A 16,836-nucleotide genomic window follows, 5' to 3' on the forward strand; every position below is an offset into this window, starting at 1 on the left:
GAACATGGCCCGGAGACGCGGTCGCAGAGAACTGAAGTCAGAGATCAATATCGTTCCCTTGCTCGATGTGTTGTTGGTCCTGGTATTAATTTTTATGGCTACGGCGCCGATAATTACGCAGAGCGTCGAAGTCGACCTGCCGGACGCGACGGATTCGAAAGCGGTGAGCAGTGACGATAATCCGCCGGTGATCGTGGAAGTGGCAGGCGTCGGCCAGTACAGTCTGGTGGTGGACCACAACCGTATGGAGCAATTACCGCCGGAACAGGTGGTTGCCGAGGCGCGATCCCGCATTACGGCCAATCCCAAAACGGTATTTCTGATTGGTGGCGCGAAAGACGTGCCCTATGATGAGATTATCAAGGCGCTGAATCTGCTGCATCAGGCCGGCGTGAAGTCGGTAGGCCTGATGACCCAGCCTATTTGATGGCATGCGGATAATGCGCGCTCTTTTTGGCAAACCTGTTTTTGGGAATCGATTGTGGTAAAGGCAACCGAACAGAACGATAAGCTCAAACGTGCCATTATTGTCTCGATTATCCTGCATATTCTCCTGTTCGGTTTTCTGATCTGGAGTTCTTACACGCAGGATGTCGACACAAGCGGCGGCGGGGGAGGCGGCTCGTCTATCGATGCGGTTATGGTCGATCCCGGTGCCGTGGTACAGCAGTATAACCGTGAACAGAATCAGCAGACGGATGCTCAGCGTGCCTCGCAATTACGTGAAAAGCAGGCTCAGCAGCAGGCTGAAGAGCTGCAGCAGAAGCAGGCGGCCGAGCAGCAGCGTCTGAAGGAACTTGAGAAGGACCGGCTGGCGGCGCAGGAAGCGGCCGAACAGCAGAAAGAGCAGCAGGCCGAGCAGCAAAAGCAGGCCGCGTTGCAAAAACAGCAGGCGGAAGCCGCCACTAAACAGGCGCAAGAGCAGCAGAAACAGGCTGAAGCGGCGGCGGCCCAGGCCAAGGCCGAAGCGGCCGAGCAAGCGAAAGCCGCCGCCGAGCAGGCCAAAGCGGCCGCCGAAGCGAAAAAGCAGGCCCAGGCTGAAGCCAATAAGGAAGCGGCCGCCGCTGCCGCCGCGGCGAAAAAGCAGGCTGATGCCGCCGCGGCAGCCGCCGCTCAGGCTAAAGCGCAGCAGGCGGCTCAAGACAAGGCGGAACAGGCGGCCCAGGCCAAGGCGGCACAGGCCGCCAAGGCCAAGGCCGCGGAAGAAGCCAAGCAGGCCGCCGCCGAAGCGGCGCAAGAAAAAGCCGATGCCGCGGAGGCCGCGCAAGAGAAAGCCGCCGCCGCCACAGCCGCCAAGGAGAAAGCCGCCGCCGCCGCCGAGGCGAAGGCCAGCGCCGCCGCGGCGAAAAAAGCCGCCGCAGATGCCAAGAAAGCCGCTGCGGCCGCCGCCGCCAAGAACTCCAGTGAGGTCGATGATCTGCTGGGAGGCCTGACGGATTCCAAGAACGCGCCGAAAGCCGGCGGCGGTCCCACGAAGGGGGGCAAACCCGCAGGCGCCGGCAACAGCAAGCAGAGCGGGGCGACCGGCGCGGAAATCAATGGCTATGCCAGCCAGGTGAAAGCGGCAATTCAGCAGAAATTTTATTCGGATCCGTCATTTAACGGCAAAATCTGTGATCTGCGTATCAAATTGGCCCCGGACGGTATGCTGATTTCCGTAAGTCCAGAAGGGGGCGATCCGGCGTTGTGCCAGGCGGCGGTTTCAGCGGCCCGACTGGCAAGAATACCGAAACCGCCTAGTGCGCAAGTTGCTGAAGCATTCAAGGATGCGGTAGTTACGTTTAAACCGCAATAAACGGTAAAGAAGTCTAAATGGCAAGGTAAATCTTTAAGATTTAGACTATGTTGTCAGCCTGGTCCTTGTAGTTATGTTTAAGAAGTTTGGCTAAAATTCTGCTAATTTATCGGGGCGTAACGCGTCGGTATGGGAGATGAAATGAAGCAGGCATTTCGAGTAGCGCTAAGTTTACTATTTTTATGGGCATCCATACTTCATGCCGAAGTGAGAATCGAGATCACCCAGGGGGTGGACTCGGCAAAACCTATCGCCGTAGTGCCTTTCAAATGGGCCGGTCCGGGAGCCGCTCCTGAGGAAGTGGGCACCATCGTCGGGGCGGATTTGCGCAACAGCGGCAAATTCAACCCCATCGACCCCGCCCGTATGCCGCAGCAGCCCGCCACCGCCGCGGAAGTGACCCCGGCTGCCTGGACCGCCCTCGGCATTGACGCCGTGGTGGTGGGCCAGGTCCAGCCCGGCGCCGACGGCGGTTATGTGGTGAGCTACCAGCTGGTGGATACTTCCGGCAGCGCTCCCTCCGTGCTGTCCCAGAATCAATTCAAGGTGACCAAGCAGTGGCTGCGCTATGCCGCGCATACCGTCAGCGACGAATCCTTCGAAAAGTTGACCGGGATCAAGGGCGCGTTCCGCACACGCATTGCATATGTGGTACAAACCAACGGCGGGCAGTATCCTTATGAGCTGCGCGTTTCCGATTACGACGGTTTCAACCAGTTCGTGGTCCATCGTTCGCCTCAGCCCCTGATGTCACCGGCCTGGTCGCCGGACGGCAGCAAACTGGCTTACGTTACCTTCGAAAGCGGCCGTTCCGCCCTGGTGGTGCAAACCCTGGCCAACGGCAACGTCCGCCAGATTGCCAGCTTCCCGCAGCACAACGGCGCGCCGTCGTTTTCTCCTGACGGCAGTAAATTGGCGTTCGCCCTGTCGAAGACGGGCAGTTTGAATTTGTATGTAATGGATTTGGGCTCCGGCCAGATCAGGCAAGTCACTGATGGCCGCAGCAACAATACGGAACCGACCTGGTTCCCGGACAATCAGACCCTGGCGTATACTTCCGACCAGGGCGGTCGTCCGCAACTGTATAAAGTGAGTATCAACGGCGGTAGTCCGCAGCGCCTGACCTGGGAAGGTTCTCAGAATCAGGATGCGGATGTGAGCGCGGACGGGAAATTCCTGGTCATGGTCAGCAGCGATGGTGGCGCTCAACATATCGCTAAACAAGATCTGGTTACGGGAGCCGTTCAAGTATTGTCGGCCACGTTCCTGGATGAGACGCCTAGCGTCGCTCCCAATGGCACAATGGTAATCTATAGCTCCACACAGGGAATGGGTTCCGTGTTACAGCTGGTCTCGACTGATGGGCGTTTCAAAGCGCGTCTTCCGGCGACTGATGGACAGGTAAAATTTCCTGCCTGGTCTCCGTATCTGTGATGCATGTGTAAATATGTATGGCAAACTATAAAAGGAAAATGAGATGCAACTGAACAAAGTGCTAAAAGGGCTGATGTTGGCTGTGCCAGTACTGGCTATCGCCGCGTGTAGTTCCCACAAAAGCGCTAACAATGGTGCTGATACCTCCATGGGCGCTGGCACTGGTATGGACAATAGCGGTGCAAATAATTCGTCCTCCACAGAACAGGCTCGCCTGCAGATGCAAGAACTGCAGAAGAACAATATCGTTTACTTTGATCTCGACAAGTACGATATTCGTTCTGATTTTGCTCAAATGCTGGACGCGCATGCTAACTTCCTGCGCAGCAATCCATCCTACAAAGTGACAGTTGAAGGTCATGCGGATGAACGCGGCACGCCGGAATATAATATCGCCCTGGGCGAACGTCGTGCCAATGCCGTGAAAATGTATCTTCAGGGTAAAGGCGTCTCTGCCGATCAAATCTCTATCGTATCTTATGGTAAAGAAAAACCGGCTGTGCTGGGACATGACGAAGCGGCTTACGCTAAAAACCGTCGTGCCGTACTGGTATACTAAGAGAATTGCATGAGCGGTAACTTCAGACGATCTATCATCAGTCTGTCGTTGCTGGTTGGCGTAGCAGCCCCATGGGCTGCTACTGCCCAAGCGCCAATCAGTAATGTCGGCTCCGGCTCGGTGGAAGACCGGGTCACTCAGCTTGAGCGTATCACTAACGCTCACGCCCAGCTATTAACTCAACTTCAGCAACAGCTTGCCGATACCCAGCGCGATATCGATTCTCTCCGGGGTCAAATCCAGGAAAATCAGTATCAGCTCTCGCAGGTTGTGGATCGCCAAAAACAGATCTATCAGCAACTGGACACCTTGAGTAGCGGCCAGGGTGGGCAGGGTCAGCAAGGCAGCCAAAACGCGGCCCCCACGGACGGCGGCACGGCGACGGCGTCAAATGACACCGGCGGCGGCCAGGATGCGGCCCCCGCGGCGGCAGCTCCGGCGGTAGGTGCAGCCACGGGCGATGCCAATACCGACTACAATGCGGCGGTGTCCTTGGTGCTTGAGAAAAAACAGTACGATCAAGGCATCATTGCGTTCCAGAATTTTGTCAAACGCTACCCGGATTCAACCTATCAGCCCAATGCCAACTACTGGCTGGGACAGTTGAATTACAACAAGGGTAAAAAAGACGACGCGGCATATTATTTCGCGTTGGTGGTCAAAAATTATCCCAAATCGCCGAAAAGCTCCGAAGCGCTGTTTAAAGTCGGGGTAATCATGCAGGAAAAAGGCCAAACTGATAAAGCGAAGGCCGTTTACCAGCAGGTGATCAAACTTTATCCCAATACCGATTCAGCCAAGCAGGCGCAAAAACGTCTGGCTGGTCTATAAGGCTATACCCAAAAAATTTGAGTGGCAGGGCGGGGCCGTGTAATGCCAACGCACCTGCAACTTGAAGTATGATGGGTATATTCTGGCCTGGAACGTGGTTTAATCACCTAGTTTAGGCCTGAGTGCTCGAAGATCAGGCAGTTGAACGCTCCTATTGGAAATTTAGGTTGCGCAGAATTAATTAATTAGTAATATATGCCGCCGTTGCCATGGGAAAGCGTTCTGTCCAGGGTAGCAGTAAGAAATCGGGTAAAAGGGTCGTTAGCTCAGTTGGTAGAGCAGTTGACTTTTAATCAATTGGTCGCAGGTTCGAATCCTGCACGACCCACCATCATCCGACCAGGTCAATTTTTTGTGACGCTCGCGGGATAGCATTTGCCCCGGCGAGTAACTCTTTTTTGCCGTGTTTTGCTCCTTTCGCATAACACCGCCCCAGTGGGTCGTTAGCTCAGTTGGTAGAGCAGTTGACTTTTAATCAATTGGTCGCAGGTTCGAATCCTGCACGACCCACCACTTTCAAAAATACCTCCCCTAGCAGCAAATTTCCTCAAAACGTAAATATTCCACGTGTCGTGCTGGATGAGAACCTGCGCAGGTTTGAGCCGAGCGAAGCGAGACAGCGTTGCCGTATGGCAACGACCCGAAGGGCGAGGCCAAAGGCCGAGTCATCCTGCACGACCCACCACTTTCAAAACACTTCCCCTAGCAGCAAATTTCCTCAAAACGTAAATATTCCACGTGTCGTGCTGGATGAGAACCTGCGCAGGTTTGAGCCGAGCGAAGCGAGACAGCGTTGCCGTATGGCAACGACCCGAAGGGCGAGGCCAAAGGCCGAGTCATCCTGCACGACCCACCACTTTCAAAACACTTCCCCTAGCAGCAAATTTCCACTTAACGCTTATATCGCACGAGTCGTCCTGCACCACCTACCAACATCTTGCTAGAATCCTTTCAACTAAACAAATATACAAAATAACACAAATTTATGGGGACTTTTGCTGCAAATTTGATTATTTTGTTTAGTATATAAAACATTCAGGTCGTAAACAGACCCACTGGCACAGGTCGGCATGTTGCCCTTGCACCGGAATATATGCGAGATAAAGATGATTGAGCTACTGGATACCAATGCTGCCATTTACCCGTTTCCGCCTAAACCACGGCCGCTCAGCGTGGATGAAAAGCAGTTTTATTATAGCAAAATCAAAGAACTGTTAAAGCGGCGCAATGCGGTAATGGTCGCTCATTATTATACTGACCCTGAGATCCAGGCGCTGGCGGAAGCCACCGGCGGCTGTGTGGCCGACTCCCTGGAGATGGCCAGATTCGGCAGTACCCATCCCGCCACCACATTGCTGGTGGCCGGTGTGCGTTTTATGGGCGAAACGGCAAAAATTCTCAGTCCGGAAAAAACCGTGCTGATGCCGACCCTCAAAGCGGAGTGTTCGCTGGATTTGGGCTGTCCCATTGAAGAGTTCAGTGCTTTTTGCGATGCTCATCCCGATCGCACCGTGGTGGTTTATGCCAATACCTCCGCCGCGGTGAAAGCCCGTGCCGACTGGGTTGTCACCTCCAGTATCGCCGTGGAACTTATCGAGCATTTGGACGGCCTGGGTGAAAAAATCATTTGGGCGCCGGATCGTCATCTCGGCCGCTACGTGCAGCAACAGACCGGGGCGGATATTCTCTGCTGGCAAAGTGCCTGTATCGTCCATGACGAATTCAAAACCCAGGCGCTACTGCGTATGAAGGCCCTTTATCCCGAGGCCGCGGTACTGGTTCATCCCGAGTCGCCCCAGGCGATTGTGGAGATGGCCGACGCGGTGGGGTCCACCAGCCAGCTCATTCAGGCCGCGAAAAGGCTGCCGCAGCAGCAGATGATTGTCGCCACCGACCGGGGCATTTTTTACAAAATGCAGCAAGCCTGCCCCGATAAAATGCTGTTGGAAGCCCCTACCGCCGGCGATGGAGCAACCTGTCGCAGCTGTGCCCATTGTCCCTGGATGGCCATGAACGGCCTTGAAGCCATAGCACGGGGACTTGAAGAGGGAGGGGAACAGCATGAAGTGCATGTGGCTGCAGGGCTGCGTGACAAGGCGCTGGTGCCGCTGAACCGCATGTTGTCGTTCGCGGCCGGGCTGAATGTCAAGGTCACCGGCAATGCCTGAACCTGACAATGAGGATGATGCCAGGGATGGAGCGTTCCCGCGTCTTGCCGGGCGGACTGAGGCTGCCGGCATTCAATGCGGGTGATGGGCATGTGCGTGGGCATGGGCATGTGCCGGTTCCACCGTGTCTACCGTAATACCGCAATCGTCCTCCGGACACTGCTGGTACTCCATTTGTACGGTGGCGTGGCTTATCTGATAGTGATCCAGCAGGTAGTGCTGGATCTGATGAAGCAGGGCGTCGTGGTCATAGGGGGGAATGACCTGGGCATGCAGCGTCATCACCGGTCTTTCACCCACCTGCCAGACATGCACATGATGGATGTTGCGCACTTCGGGGATATTAAGACACATATCGCGTTTGAGTTTTTCAATATCGATTTGACTCGGCGTACCTTCCAGCAGCTCATGCAGGCTCTCCTGCAACAGCCGCCAGCCGCTGCGCAGCACCAGGCATGACACCAGGCATGACAATATGGGGTCAATATACAGCCAACCGGTGAAAACAATCACTCCCGCCGCCACGATCGCCCCCACCGAACCCAGCAAATCTCCCAGGACATGCAGGGCGGCGGCGCGCAGATTGATATTCTTTTCCCCTTCGCCGCCGTGGAGCATCCAGAAAGAGAGCAGATTCGCCGCCAGGCCGCCCACCCCGATGATCAACATCGGCCAGCCGGCGATGGGATGGGGCTGGTAAAAACGCCGGACTGCTTCCCATACGATGAGCAGAGTGATGACCAGCAGGGCCAGGGCATTGATAAACGCCGCCAGGGTGGTCAGGCGCAGATAACCGAAGGTATGACTGCTATTGGGTTTGCGCTGGGCGAACCTGACCGCCAGCAACGCCATCAGCAGCGCCGCGGCATCGGTGAGCATATGTCCGGCGTCGGCCAGCAGCGCCAGCGAGCCGGTAAAAAGGCCGCCCGCGACTTCCACCACCATAAACAGGGCGGTTATGGCAAACGCCGCCAGCAGCCGCCGGTTATTGCTGTTTTCCGCCGCGCCATGCGCATGATTGTGTGTAGCCGCCATCAGGGTACCTTAAAATGAATAAAGTCATAAATGAAACGCATTTACCTCGAGTATACCGGTGATTGCGAAAGTTACCGTAAAATTTTATGCAGCTATTTTTTACCAAAAAGCACCGGGGCGTTCGGTGTGGCTGCCCCTAAGGTAACGTATCGACGGCTGCGGGATATGCTCGCGTCAATGGCCGGATGCGGTGGTGAAATCCGAATAAAAAAAGGAATCAGGCCATGGCCTGATTCCCGGTATAATACTCAGTAAAAGATGGCGCTATATAAAAGTGCGGCATTAATCAGAGTATTTGAACAGAAATACTTAAATAGCCTTACTGTGTCGTTCCGTCTGTTTTTGTCCCATTGGGCGTTGAACCGGGACCAGTTTGGACTTTGCTGTTGATGTTAGGACATTTACCATCTTTGCATTTGGTATTTTTATCAATGTCACTGGCGCTCATATTGGAACTGTCGGTATTGCTGGTGTTAATCTTGCTGTTATCGACATTATTAGGCGGCAGGTTCTGTTTTGCGCCGGGACTGTTCGATTGATTTTCCTGACCATTATTGGAGGTTGAGCCGGTATCGTTGGATGAACTTGCCGTCGCGGCTAATGCTGCTCTGCTATCCAAAGTCATTACCGCTGCCAAAAAAAACATTGCCATGTTCTTTAGGGTGGTGGTTTGCATAATATTTTCCCTCTTTCGGACTGGGGGTGAATGAAAGCCCGCATTTTTACATTTTTCACGATCGGAAAACCTGTTTAAGGCGCATCCGGGGGCCTCGCAAGAAAATGTTAAGCCAATGAATACGGCAGGTTAAGTGCCGGTTATTTTTGGCTTATCATTGTTTAAGCATAGCCAACAATCGGCATTGATCAACTTTGAGTTGGCTTATGCCCGAAATGCGCATTTACAGACGAAGTCTGCCGGGCTAGATTATCCGGCATATATCATGAAGTTATCCCCAGGCGCCGCGGTGCGCAGAGAACTAAAGTTTATGAATTATCTCAATGACGATTTAAGAATAAGAGAAATTAAAGAATTGCTGCCGCCGGTGGCCCTTTTGGAAAAATTTCCGGCCACCGAACAGGCCGCCAAAACCGTTGCCGCCGCCCGGGCATCCATTCATCGCATCCTCAAAGGCAATGACGATCGTCTGCTGGTGGTGATCGGACCCTGTTCCATTCATGATACCGAGGCGGCAAAAGAGTATGCCGGTCGTTTATTGGCGCTGAGGAATCAATTACAGGACGAGCTGGAAATCGTCATGCGGGTTTATTTTGAAAAACCACGCACCACGGTGGGCTGGAAGGGGCTGATCAATGACCCTTACTTGGACCATAGTTTTCAGATTAACGACGGCTTGCGCATCGCCCGCAAGTTATTACTGGACATCAACGATAGCGGGTTGCCGGCCGCGGGCGAGTTTCTGGATATGATTACGCCGCAATATGTCGCTGATTTGATGAGCTGGGGCGCTATCGGCGCCCGGACCACCGAGTCCCAGGTCCATCGCGAGCTGGCATCGGGCCTGTCCTGTCCGGTTGGGTTCAAGAACGGCACCGACGGCACTATTAAAGTGGCTATCGATGCCATTAACGCCGCGGGCGCGGCGCACTGTTTCCTCTCCGTAACGAAGTGGGGGCACTCCGCCATCGTCAATACCAGCGGCAACGCCGACTGCCATATTATTTTGCGCGGCGGCAGAGAGCCGAATTACAGCGCCCACCATGTGAAAGCGGTTAAAGACGGCCTGGCGAAAGCGGGACTGCCGGCGCAGGTGATGATTGATTTCAGCCATGCCAACAGCAGCAAACAGTACCAGAAACAGTTGGATGTCGCGCGGGATGTCTGCGGACAGCTGAGCGGCGGCGAGCGGGGTATTATCGGCGTAATGGTGGAGAGCCATTTGCTGGCGGGAAATCAAAACCTGGAAAGCGGTGAAGCGCTGGTCTATGGCCGGAGTATTACCGACGCCTGCATCGGCTGGAACGACACCGAAACCATGCTGGGAGAATTGGCGCAGGCGGTGCGCGATCGTCGCCTGCAAGGCGAAAAGCCGGCCTGATTTGATTTTGTGAACGCGATTGCCGGTAAAGCGTTCATCGCCGGCAATCGCTTCGGTTCAACGGGACAAATTACTTGGCTTTGCCCTGATTGGCCACCGCGGCCGCTTTGGCGGCGATTTCAGCGGCGTTGCCCAGATAATAATGCTTGATGGGTTTCATGTTATCGTCGAATTCATAAACCAGCGGTACCCCTGTGGGGATATTCAGCTCAAGAATTTCTTCTTCGCTCATATGGTCGAGGAATTTCACCAGGGCGCGAATGGAGTTGCCGTGGGCGGCGATAATAACGCGTTCACCGCTCTTCATGCGCGGTAAAATCGTCTCGTTCCAGTACGGGGTGACCCGTTCGATGGTCAGCGCCAGGCTTTCCGTGGTGGGCAGTTCAGCCTCTGTCAGCTTGGCGTAGCGGGCATCATGCCCCGGGAAACGTTCATCATCACGGGTGAGTTCCGGAGGGGTCACGGCAAAACCGCGACGCCATTGTTTCACCTGTTCGTCACCGTATTTTTCGGCGGTTTCGGCTTTGTTCAGTCCTTGCAACGCGCCGTAATGGCGTTCGTTCAGACGCCAGGATTTTTCAACCGGCAGCCAAGCCTGGTCCAGTTCGTCCAGTATATTCCACAGGGTATGAATGGCGCGCTTCAAGACGGAGGTATAGGCGAAATCGAAAATAAAACCTTCATCTTTCAGCAGTTTACCCGCTTGTTTAGCTTCAGTACGGCCTTTGTCGGACAAATCGACGTCCGTCCAGCCGGTAAAGCGATTTTCATTATTCCACTGGCTTTCACCGTGTCGTACCAGAACCAGTTTCGTTACCGCCATCGTTGACTCCTTAAAGTCTAAAGATTTTTGTGAAAACTCCTTTTATTATATTGCCTGCCCGGTGGATGCGGCAACCGCATAGCGTTAAACAGCGTGAAATAAATAACCCGCTACACTATTGCTATCTTGCTATAACGCCACGAACTGATAACGGGTTTGGGAACGATAGGTCTCGCCCGGCTGGAGCCAGCAGTCAGGCTGCGGCCATTCCGGGTGATGCGGACTGTCCGGCAAAAACTCGCTCTCCAAAGCCACTCCGCTGTAGTTGAGGTACTCCCCGCCCTGGCGCGCCGGCGTCCCCGCCAGGTAATTGCCGGTGTATAGCTGCAGAGCCGGCGCGGTGGTAAAGACCTTCAACAGCACCTGGCCGTCAGCCGACCAGAGCTGCGCCGCGGGACTGTCGCCGTCGCGGCAGGCGGTATACAGCAAAAAGGCATGATCGTACCCTTTGACCCTCTGTTGATCGCGATCGCGCAGAAAATCCTGGGAAATGGTCTTGGGTTTACGAAAATCCATGCCGGTATTGTCCACATCCGCCAGCGGCGCGCAGGGTATGCCGTCGCTGTCCACCGGCAGGTACTGGCCGGCATAGATCTGCAGCGTTTCCTGTCGGATGTCGCTATTGGCGCCGTCCAGATGAAAATAGGCATGATTGGTCAGGTTGACCGGACAGGGATGATCCACGGTGGCGCGGTAAGCGATGGCCACGGCGTTGTCTTCGGTGACGGTATAACGCACCATCGCCGTCAGGTTGCCGGGAAAACCCTGGTCGCCGTCGGCGGAGGATAAGCGGTATAGCACCGAGGTCAGGGTATGTTCCACGCACTCCCAGCGGCGGGCGTTGAAGCCTGTCGGACCGCCGTGCAACTGGTGTTCGCCCTGATTGGCGCTTAACGGCCAATGATGGCCGTCCAGGGTAAGATTGGCTTTTGCGATACGGTTGGCATAGCGGCCCACCGTCGCTCCCAGGTAGGCGCTCTGCTTGAGGTAATCCGCCGGGGTCGGACACCCCAGCAGCACTTCCCGTTTGGCGCCGGATTTCAGCGGCAGCTGGCATGAGAGCCAGGTAGCCCCCCAATCCATCAGGGTTATCTGCAGACCCGTTTCAGAGCCCAGGGTCAGGCAGTTGAACGGTTTACCGTCGGGGGCAGTGCCGGATTCAAACTCTTTTAACATAGACCTGTTCCTTCGGAAGCATGGCAAACATAAAAAGTCTCTTTAAGGCCGGTTTTTTGCCGGTATTGTTCCGCAACCGCCGCGCGTACCGACTCAACGCGCTCTGTGGGCACCAGCGCCACCACGCAACCGCCAAACCCGCCGCCGGTCATGCGAACGCCGCCTTCGGTACCGATTTCCTGTTTAACGATTTCCACCAGGCTATCGATGGGGGGAACGGTGATTTCAAAGTCATCCCGCATGGAAGCGTGAGACTCCGCCATCAAAATTCCCATTTTGGTTAAATCTCCCGCGGCCAGCGCCTCGGCGGCGGCCAGGGTACGCGCATTTTCAGTCAGCACATGCCGCACGCGTTTGGCGACCACCGGATCCAATTCGTGTTCCACCGCTTCGAACTGGCTCAATTCCACATCGCGCAGTTTGTCGACGGCGAAAAAACGCGCGCCGGTTTCACACTGTTCGCGGCGGGCGTTATATTCGCTATCCACCAGGCCGCGTTTCACGTTGGAGTTGATGATGATCACCGCGACGTTCGCCGGCATGGGCACGGCCCGGGTACCCAGAGTGCGGCAGTCGATCAGCAGCGCATGGTTATCTTTGCCCAGCGCTGAAATCAATTGATCCATAATGCCGCAATTACAGCCGACAAACTGGTTTTCCGCTTCCTGGCCGTTAAGCGCCAGGGCCACGTCATCCAGCCGGAGGTGATACAGGGTCTGGATGGCCTTGCCCACCGCCACTTCAAGCGAAGCCGATGAACTCAGGCCCGCCCCCTGGGGAACGTTGCCGCTGAGCACCAAGTCGGCGCCGCCGAAATTCGAGTCACGCTGCTGCAAGTGTTTCACTACGCCGCGGACATAGTTGGACCACTGCTGGCTGTCATGGGATAAAATTGGCTCATCCAGCGAAAAAATATCTTGCTGATGGTCACAATCCACGGCAATAACCCGAATCTTGCGATCATCGCGTTTGGCGCAGCTCACCACGGTTTCATAGTCGATGGCGCAGGGGAGAACAAAACCATCGTTATAATCGGTATGTTCGCCGATCAGGTTAACGCGGCCGGGTGCTTTCACCGTGAGCGCGGCATCGTAACCAAAGGATTGACGGAAGGTGGTTTCGGTGATGTTTTTTAACGTCATAGGGATACTCCGGTGTCCCGAAAATGAATGTCGCCGACCGCACGCAGGCGGTCGCTGGCTTGCTCGGCGGTCAAATCGCGCTGGGTTTCCGCCAGCATTTCATATCCGACCATAAACTTGCGCACCGTCGCCGAACGCAGCAGCGGCGGATAGAAATGGGCATGCAGTTGCCAATGGCTGTTGTCCTGGTTGATAAACGGCGCGCCGTGCCATCCCATGGAATAGGGGAATGAGCATTTGAACAGGTTGTCATATCTGCTGGTAAGCTTCTTCAGCGCTACCGCCAGATCGGCGCTTTGTGATGCATTCAGGGCGTCCAGGCGCAATACATGGGCTTTTGGCAGCAGCAGGGTTTCGAACGGCCAAGCCGCCCAATAGGGCACCACCGCCAGCCAGTGCTCGGTTTCCACCACGGTGCGCGCACCGTCGGCCAGCTCATTGGCCGTGTAGTCCACCAGCATCGGCGAACCGTGCTGACGGAAGTAATCCCGCTGGTATCGGTCTTCCCGCTCGGCTTCATTGGGCAAAAAGCTGTTGGCCCAGATTTGGCCGTGGGGGTGGGGATTGGAGCAGCCCATGGCGGCGCCCTTGTTCTCAAATACCTGCACCCAGGGATAACGCTGTCCCAGTTCGGCGCTCTGTTCTTGCCAGGTTTTGACAATGGCCTCCAGGGCGGGCAACGGCAATTCCGGCAGGGTTTTACTGTGATCGGGGGAAAAGCAGATGACCCGGCTGGTGCCGCGGGCGCTTTCACTGCGCATCAAGGGATTGTCGCCCGGCGCGGCATCGGGCGTATCCTCCATCAGGGCGGCAAAATCATTGGTAAAGACATAGGTGGTCTGATAGTCGGGGTTTTTATCCCCCGAGACACGGGTATTGCCCGGGCACAGGAAACACTGCGGATCGTGGGCGGGCAATTGATTGGAGGCCGGCGTTTCCTGCTGGCCCTGCCAGGGCCGTTTCGCCCGGTGCGGAGAAACCAGCACCCATTGACCGGTCAGCGGATTGTAACGGCGATGGGGATGATCGACGGGGTTAAACTGCATGTGAATCTCCTTTATTCCGGATAACCATTCGGGTGCCGGGACTGCCAGCGCCAGGTATCTTCGGCCATATCGGCCAGAGAGCGGGTTACCCGCCAGTTCAGTTCACGGGCCGCCTTATCCGGTGAGGCCCAATAGGCGGCCAGATCGCCGTCGCGCCGCGGGGCGAATTGATAGGGGATCTCCCGGCCGCACGCCTTGCTGAACGCGTTGACTACCTCCATGACGCTGTGTCCGACGCCGGAACCCAGGTTATAGATATGGGTGCCCGCCTTATTACGCAGGGCGTTCAGCGCCGCCACATGGCCGTCGGCCAAATCCACAACATGAATATAGTCACGAACGCCGGTGCCGTCCGGGGTGGGGAAGTCATTGCCGAAAATCGTCAAGGACGGCCGACGGCCCACCGCCACCTGGGCGATAAACGGCATGAGATTATTGGGGATGCCTTGCGGGTCTTCTCCCATCTCTCCGGAGGGATGGGCGCCTACCGGATTGAAATAACGCAGCAGGGTGATGCTCCAATCGGGTTCAGCCCGTTGCAGATCCTGCAGTATCTGTTCCGCCATGAGTTTACTGCGGCCATAGGGGCTTGATGGCTGACCGGCGGGCAAACTCTCGTCATAGGGAACGACGGGCTGATCGCCGTAAACCGTGGCGGAGGAGCTGAAAATCAGATTTTTCACCCCGGCCTCGCCCATGGCGTCCACCAGCGCCAGGGTGCCGTAGACATTATTTTCGTAGTATTCCACCGGCTTGATTACCGATTCCCCCACCGCCTTCAGGCCGGCGAAATGAATAACCGCTTCGATGTGATGTTCGCGAAAGATAGCCGAGAGCAGGGTTTTATCGCGGATATCGCCCCGGTAGAAGGTTGGTTTGGCGCCGCACAGGCGCGCCAAGGTATCCACGACGCTGGCTTTGCTGTTATACAAATTATCCAAAATGATCGGATCGTAGCCCGCCCCGTGGAGCTGCAGACAGGTATGGCTACCAATGTAACCGCTACCACCCGTTACTAATATTGACATTAGCTGGTCCTCTATCCTTCCATGGGGTTAAATTATCATGTCACATCGCCTCAAAAGGTGATCTTGTCGATATAAATGAAATCGATTACACATGATTTTAGCTGAAATTTGCGACCTCGCCTACAGCATTAACAGGAAGTATCAGGGGAGAAGAGGGCGCCGTACCGTACGGCATGGGAGCGAGGAATATGGTAACGCTTACATTACTGAAAACCCAGGCCAATGGAAAGGACCGGCCCGAGAGATGTGGCGATTATAACGTCTCGAACCGATAGCGGTAGATGTCCCCTTGCGGCACAAAGGTCAGCCGGTGGGTGATGCATTCGGGCGCATCTTCCGCATGGTGTGAAACGAATAGCAGCTGGGTATCCCCTTCGCCGATAAGCACATCTACCCAGCGGCGCACCAGCGCGCGGTTCAGGGGATCGAGACCCTGCAAAGGTTCATCAAGGATCAGCAGGGCCGGATGTTTGACCATGGCGCGGGCAATCAGCACCAACCGCTGCTGCCCCCAGGATAAGCTGTGGAAAGGCGCGTCCGCCGCGCCGGTCAGTCCCAATAAGTCCAGCCACTGCCGGGTTAACAACTGCTGGCGTTCCGATACCGCCTGGTAGATGCCGATGGAGTCGAAAAATCCCGACAAAATGACGCTGCGGGCAGTGGCGCTGACCCGGTAATCCAGGTGCAGGCTGCTGCTGACATAGCCGATATGGCGTTTGATATCCCAGATGGTTTCACCGCTGCCGCGACGGCGGCCGAACAGCGTGAGATCGTTACTGTAGCCTTGAGGCTGGTCTCCGGTGACCAGGCTCAACAGGGTGGATTTACCGGCTCCGTTCGGCCCGACGATTTGCCAGTGCTGGCCCGGCAGCACCTGCCAGTCCAGGTGGTGCAGGATGGGACGATCCTGATAGGTGACGACGCCGTTGCGCAAGGTAATCAAGGGTTCGCCGGCGGGCAGGGGGTTTTTTTGCCCCGGCGCCTCGGTGTCGGGCAATTGGATGCCGTTCATTGATTCGGCATGGGCCAACTGGGCCACCAGCGCTTGTGCCAGCAGCGTTTCGCGATCGCCGGTACAGGTTAATTCACAATCCGCCAAGATCCCCACATTGCCGATATAGGCCGGAATGTCGTCGAACCGGTTGAGTATCAGCACCAGGGCCATGCTGCCGTCTCCCAGACCATGCAGCATGTCGCTCAGCTGGGCGCGGGAGGCCACATCAAGGCCGTCGAAGGGCTCATCCAGGATCAGGATATCGGGTTTGGCCATCAGCGCCTGGCACAATAAGGTTTTACGCGTTTCGCCGGTGGAAAGGTATTTGAAACGCCGGGACAGCAGATGGGTGATGCCGAATTGTGTCGCCAGCGTTTGGCACAGCGCCGGGTCTTTATAATCCTGCTGGATAATTTCTCCGGCGGTCCGGCCGGTATCCTCCTCCCCTTCGCTTAACAGATCGGTGTTATTGCGCTGCCACTCCTCCGCCACCAGCTTTTGCAGCTGTTCAAAGGAGAGCCTGGCTATGCGCCGGTAGTCGCTGCGCCGGGAGCCGGACATAAGGGGGAGTTCATCCGCCAGCGCCCGCGCCAACGCGGATTTGCCGCTGCCGTTGGCGCCGACAAACGCCCAGCCTTCACCGGCACGAATGTCCAGCTGTGGGATGGATAACGTACGTGTATCGCTAAGACGAAATAATCCTTGCGAAATATGCAATGACGGCATCGATTGTTCCTTTTTATGCAAC

At 55.9% G+C, this 16,836-nt stretch carries 15 protein-coding genes, 2 tRNA genes and 2 other RNA genes; 11 read left to right on the forward strand and 8 right to left on the reverse strand.

The window, feature by feature from the left end:
* Positions 1-4: 4 nt before the first annotated feature.
* The 10 genes from tolR to nadA all read left to right on the forward strand — a co-directional run bounded on the left by tolR (position 5) and on the right by nadA (position 6,787).
* Positions 5-427, forward strand: coding sequence for a colicin uptake protein TolR (gene tolR / locus GTU79_RS07720; protein ID WP_132922777.1), 423 nt, complete (start codon positions 5-7; stop codon positions 425-427).
* A gap of 54 nt (positions 428-481) precedes the next feature.
* Positions 482-1,795, forward strand: a complete 1,314-nt coding sequence (gene tolA, locus GTU79_RS07725) for a cell envelope integrity protein TolA (RefSeq protein ID WP_214513816.1) — start codon at positions 482-484, stop codon at positions 1,793-1,795.
* Positions 1,796-1,936: 141 nt separating this feature from the next.
* Entirely contained in the window at positions 1,937-3,229 is a 1,293-nt protein-coding gene (gene tolB, locus GTU79_RS07730) for a Tol-Pal system beta propeller repeat protein TolB (RefSeq protein WP_132922775.1), read from the forward strand.
* Between the two features lie 43 nt (positions 3,230-3,272).
* Positions 3,273-3,788 carry a peptidoglycan-associated lipoprotein Pal gene (gene pal / locus GTU79_RS07735; protein ID WP_132922774.1) on the forward strand — a complete coding sequence of 172 codons (516 nt, stop codon included), beginning with the start codon at positions 3,273-3,275 and terminating at the stop codon, positions 3,786-3,788.
* 9 nt (positions 3,789-3,797) lie between these two features.
* The gene (gene cpoB / locus GTU79_RS07740) at positions 3,798-4,619 is read left to right on the forward strand and encodes a cell division protein CpoB (protein WP_203522291.1); all 822 of its coding nucleotides are present in this window, start codon (positions 3,798-3,800) and stop codon (positions 4,617-4,619) included.
* 255 nt (positions 4,620-4,874) lie between these two features.
* Positions 4,875-4,950 (forward strand) — tRNA-Lys (locus GTU79_RS07745).
* A 106-nt stretch (positions 4,951-5,056) separates the two neighbouring features.
* Positions 5,057-5,132 (forward strand) — tRNA-Lys (locus GTU79_RS07750).
* Between the two features lie 45 nt (positions 5,133-5,177).
* A non-coding RNA gene (locus tag GTU79_RS07755) (RtT sRNA) lies at positions 5,178-5,304 on the forward strand.
* Between the two features lie 44 nt (positions 5,305-5,348).
* Positions 5,349-5,475, forward strand: a non-coding RNA gene (locus tag GTU79_RS07760) — RtT sRNA.
* A 250-nt stretch (positions 5,476-5,725) separates the two neighbouring features.
* A complete protein-coding gene (nadA, locus tag GTU79_RS07765; protein ID WP_132922772.1) occupies positions 5,726-6,787 on the forward strand; it encodes a quinolinate synthase NadA in 1,062 nt (353 codons plus the stop codon).
* Positions 6,788-6,859: 72 nt separating this feature from the next.
* On the opposite strand, the gene zitB is transcribed toward nadA, so the two are convergent.
* The gene (gene zitB, locus GTU79_RS07770) at positions 6,860-7,822 is read right to left on the reverse strand and encodes a CDF family zinc transporter ZitB (RefSeq protein WP_203522290.1); all 963 of its coding nucleotides are present in this window, start codon (positions 7,820-7,822) and stop codon (positions 6,860-6,862) included.
* Positions 7,823-8,141: 319 nt separating this feature from the next.
* The gene (locus tag GTU79_RS07775) at positions 8,142-8,498 is read right to left on the reverse strand and encodes a protein YbgS (protein ID WP_214513817.1); all 357 of its coding nucleotides are present in this window, start codon (positions 8,496-8,498) and stop codon (positions 8,142-8,144) included.
* A gap of 310 nt (positions 8,499-8,808) precedes the next feature.
* Here GTU79_RS07775 and aroG point away from each other — a divergent pair, with 310 nt between their 5' ends.
* Positions 8,809-9,879, forward strand: a complete 1,071-nt coding sequence (aroG, locus tag GTU79_RS07780) for a 3-deoxy-7-phosphoheptulonate synthase AroG (RefSeq protein ID WP_203523133.1) — start codon at positions 8,809-8,811, stop codon at positions 9,877-9,879.
* 70 nt (positions 9,880-9,949) lie between these two features.
* Here the strand turns inward: aroG and gpmA are convergent, their stop codons facing one another.
* From gpmA to modF, 6 genes are all read right to left on the reverse strand, one after another.
* Positions 9,950-10,702, reverse strand: coding sequence for a 2,3-diphosphoglycerate-dependent phosphoglycerate mutase (gene gpmA, locus GTU79_RS07785; protein WP_132922769.1), 753 nt, complete (start codon positions 10,700-10,702; stop codon positions 9,950-9,952).
* A 129-nt stretch (positions 10,703-10,831) separates the two neighbouring features.
* Positions 10,832-11,878, reverse strand: a complete 1,047-nt coding sequence (galM, locus tag GTU79_RS07790; RefSeq protein WP_132922768.1) for a galactose-1-epimerase — start codon at positions 11,876-11,878, stop codon at positions 10,832-10,834.
* The gene (gene galK, locus GTU79_RS07795) at positions 11,872-13,020 is read right to left on the reverse strand and encodes a galactokinase (RefSeq protein WP_203522288.1); all 1,149 of its coding nucleotides are present in this window, start codon (positions 13,018-13,020) and stop codon (positions 11,872-11,874) included. The genes galM and galK overlap by 7 nt, the downstream gene beginning before the upstream one ends.
* Positions 13,017-14,066, reverse strand: coding sequence for a galactose-1-phosphate uridylyltransferase (gene galT, locus GTU79_RS07800; RefSeq protein ID WP_132922766.1), 1,050 nt, complete (start codon positions 14,064-14,066; stop codon positions 13,017-13,019). Before galT ends, galK begins: the two co-directional genes overlap by 4 nt.
* An 11-nt stretch (positions 14,067-14,077) precedes the next feature.
* Complete coding sequence (gene galE, locus GTU79_RS07805; RefSeq protein ID WP_203522287.1) at positions 14,078-15,094, reverse strand: UDP-glucose 4-epimerase GalE; 1,017 nt, start codon at positions 15,092-15,094, stop codon at positions 14,078-14,080.
* Between the two features lie 253 nt (positions 15,095-15,347).
* Positions 15,348-16,814, reverse strand: coding sequence for a molybdate ABC transporter ATP-binding protein ModF (gene modF, locus GTU79_RS07810; protein ID WP_214513818.1), 1,467 nt, complete (start codon positions 16,812-16,814; stop codon positions 15,348-15,350).
* Positions 16,815-16,836: the final 22 nt, after the last annotated feature.

The organism is Sodalis ligni, assembly GCF_016865525.2.
Taxonomy (GTDB): Bacteria; Pseudomonadota; Gammaproteobacteria; order Enterobacterales; family Enterobacteriaceae; genus Acerihabitans; species Acerihabitans ligni.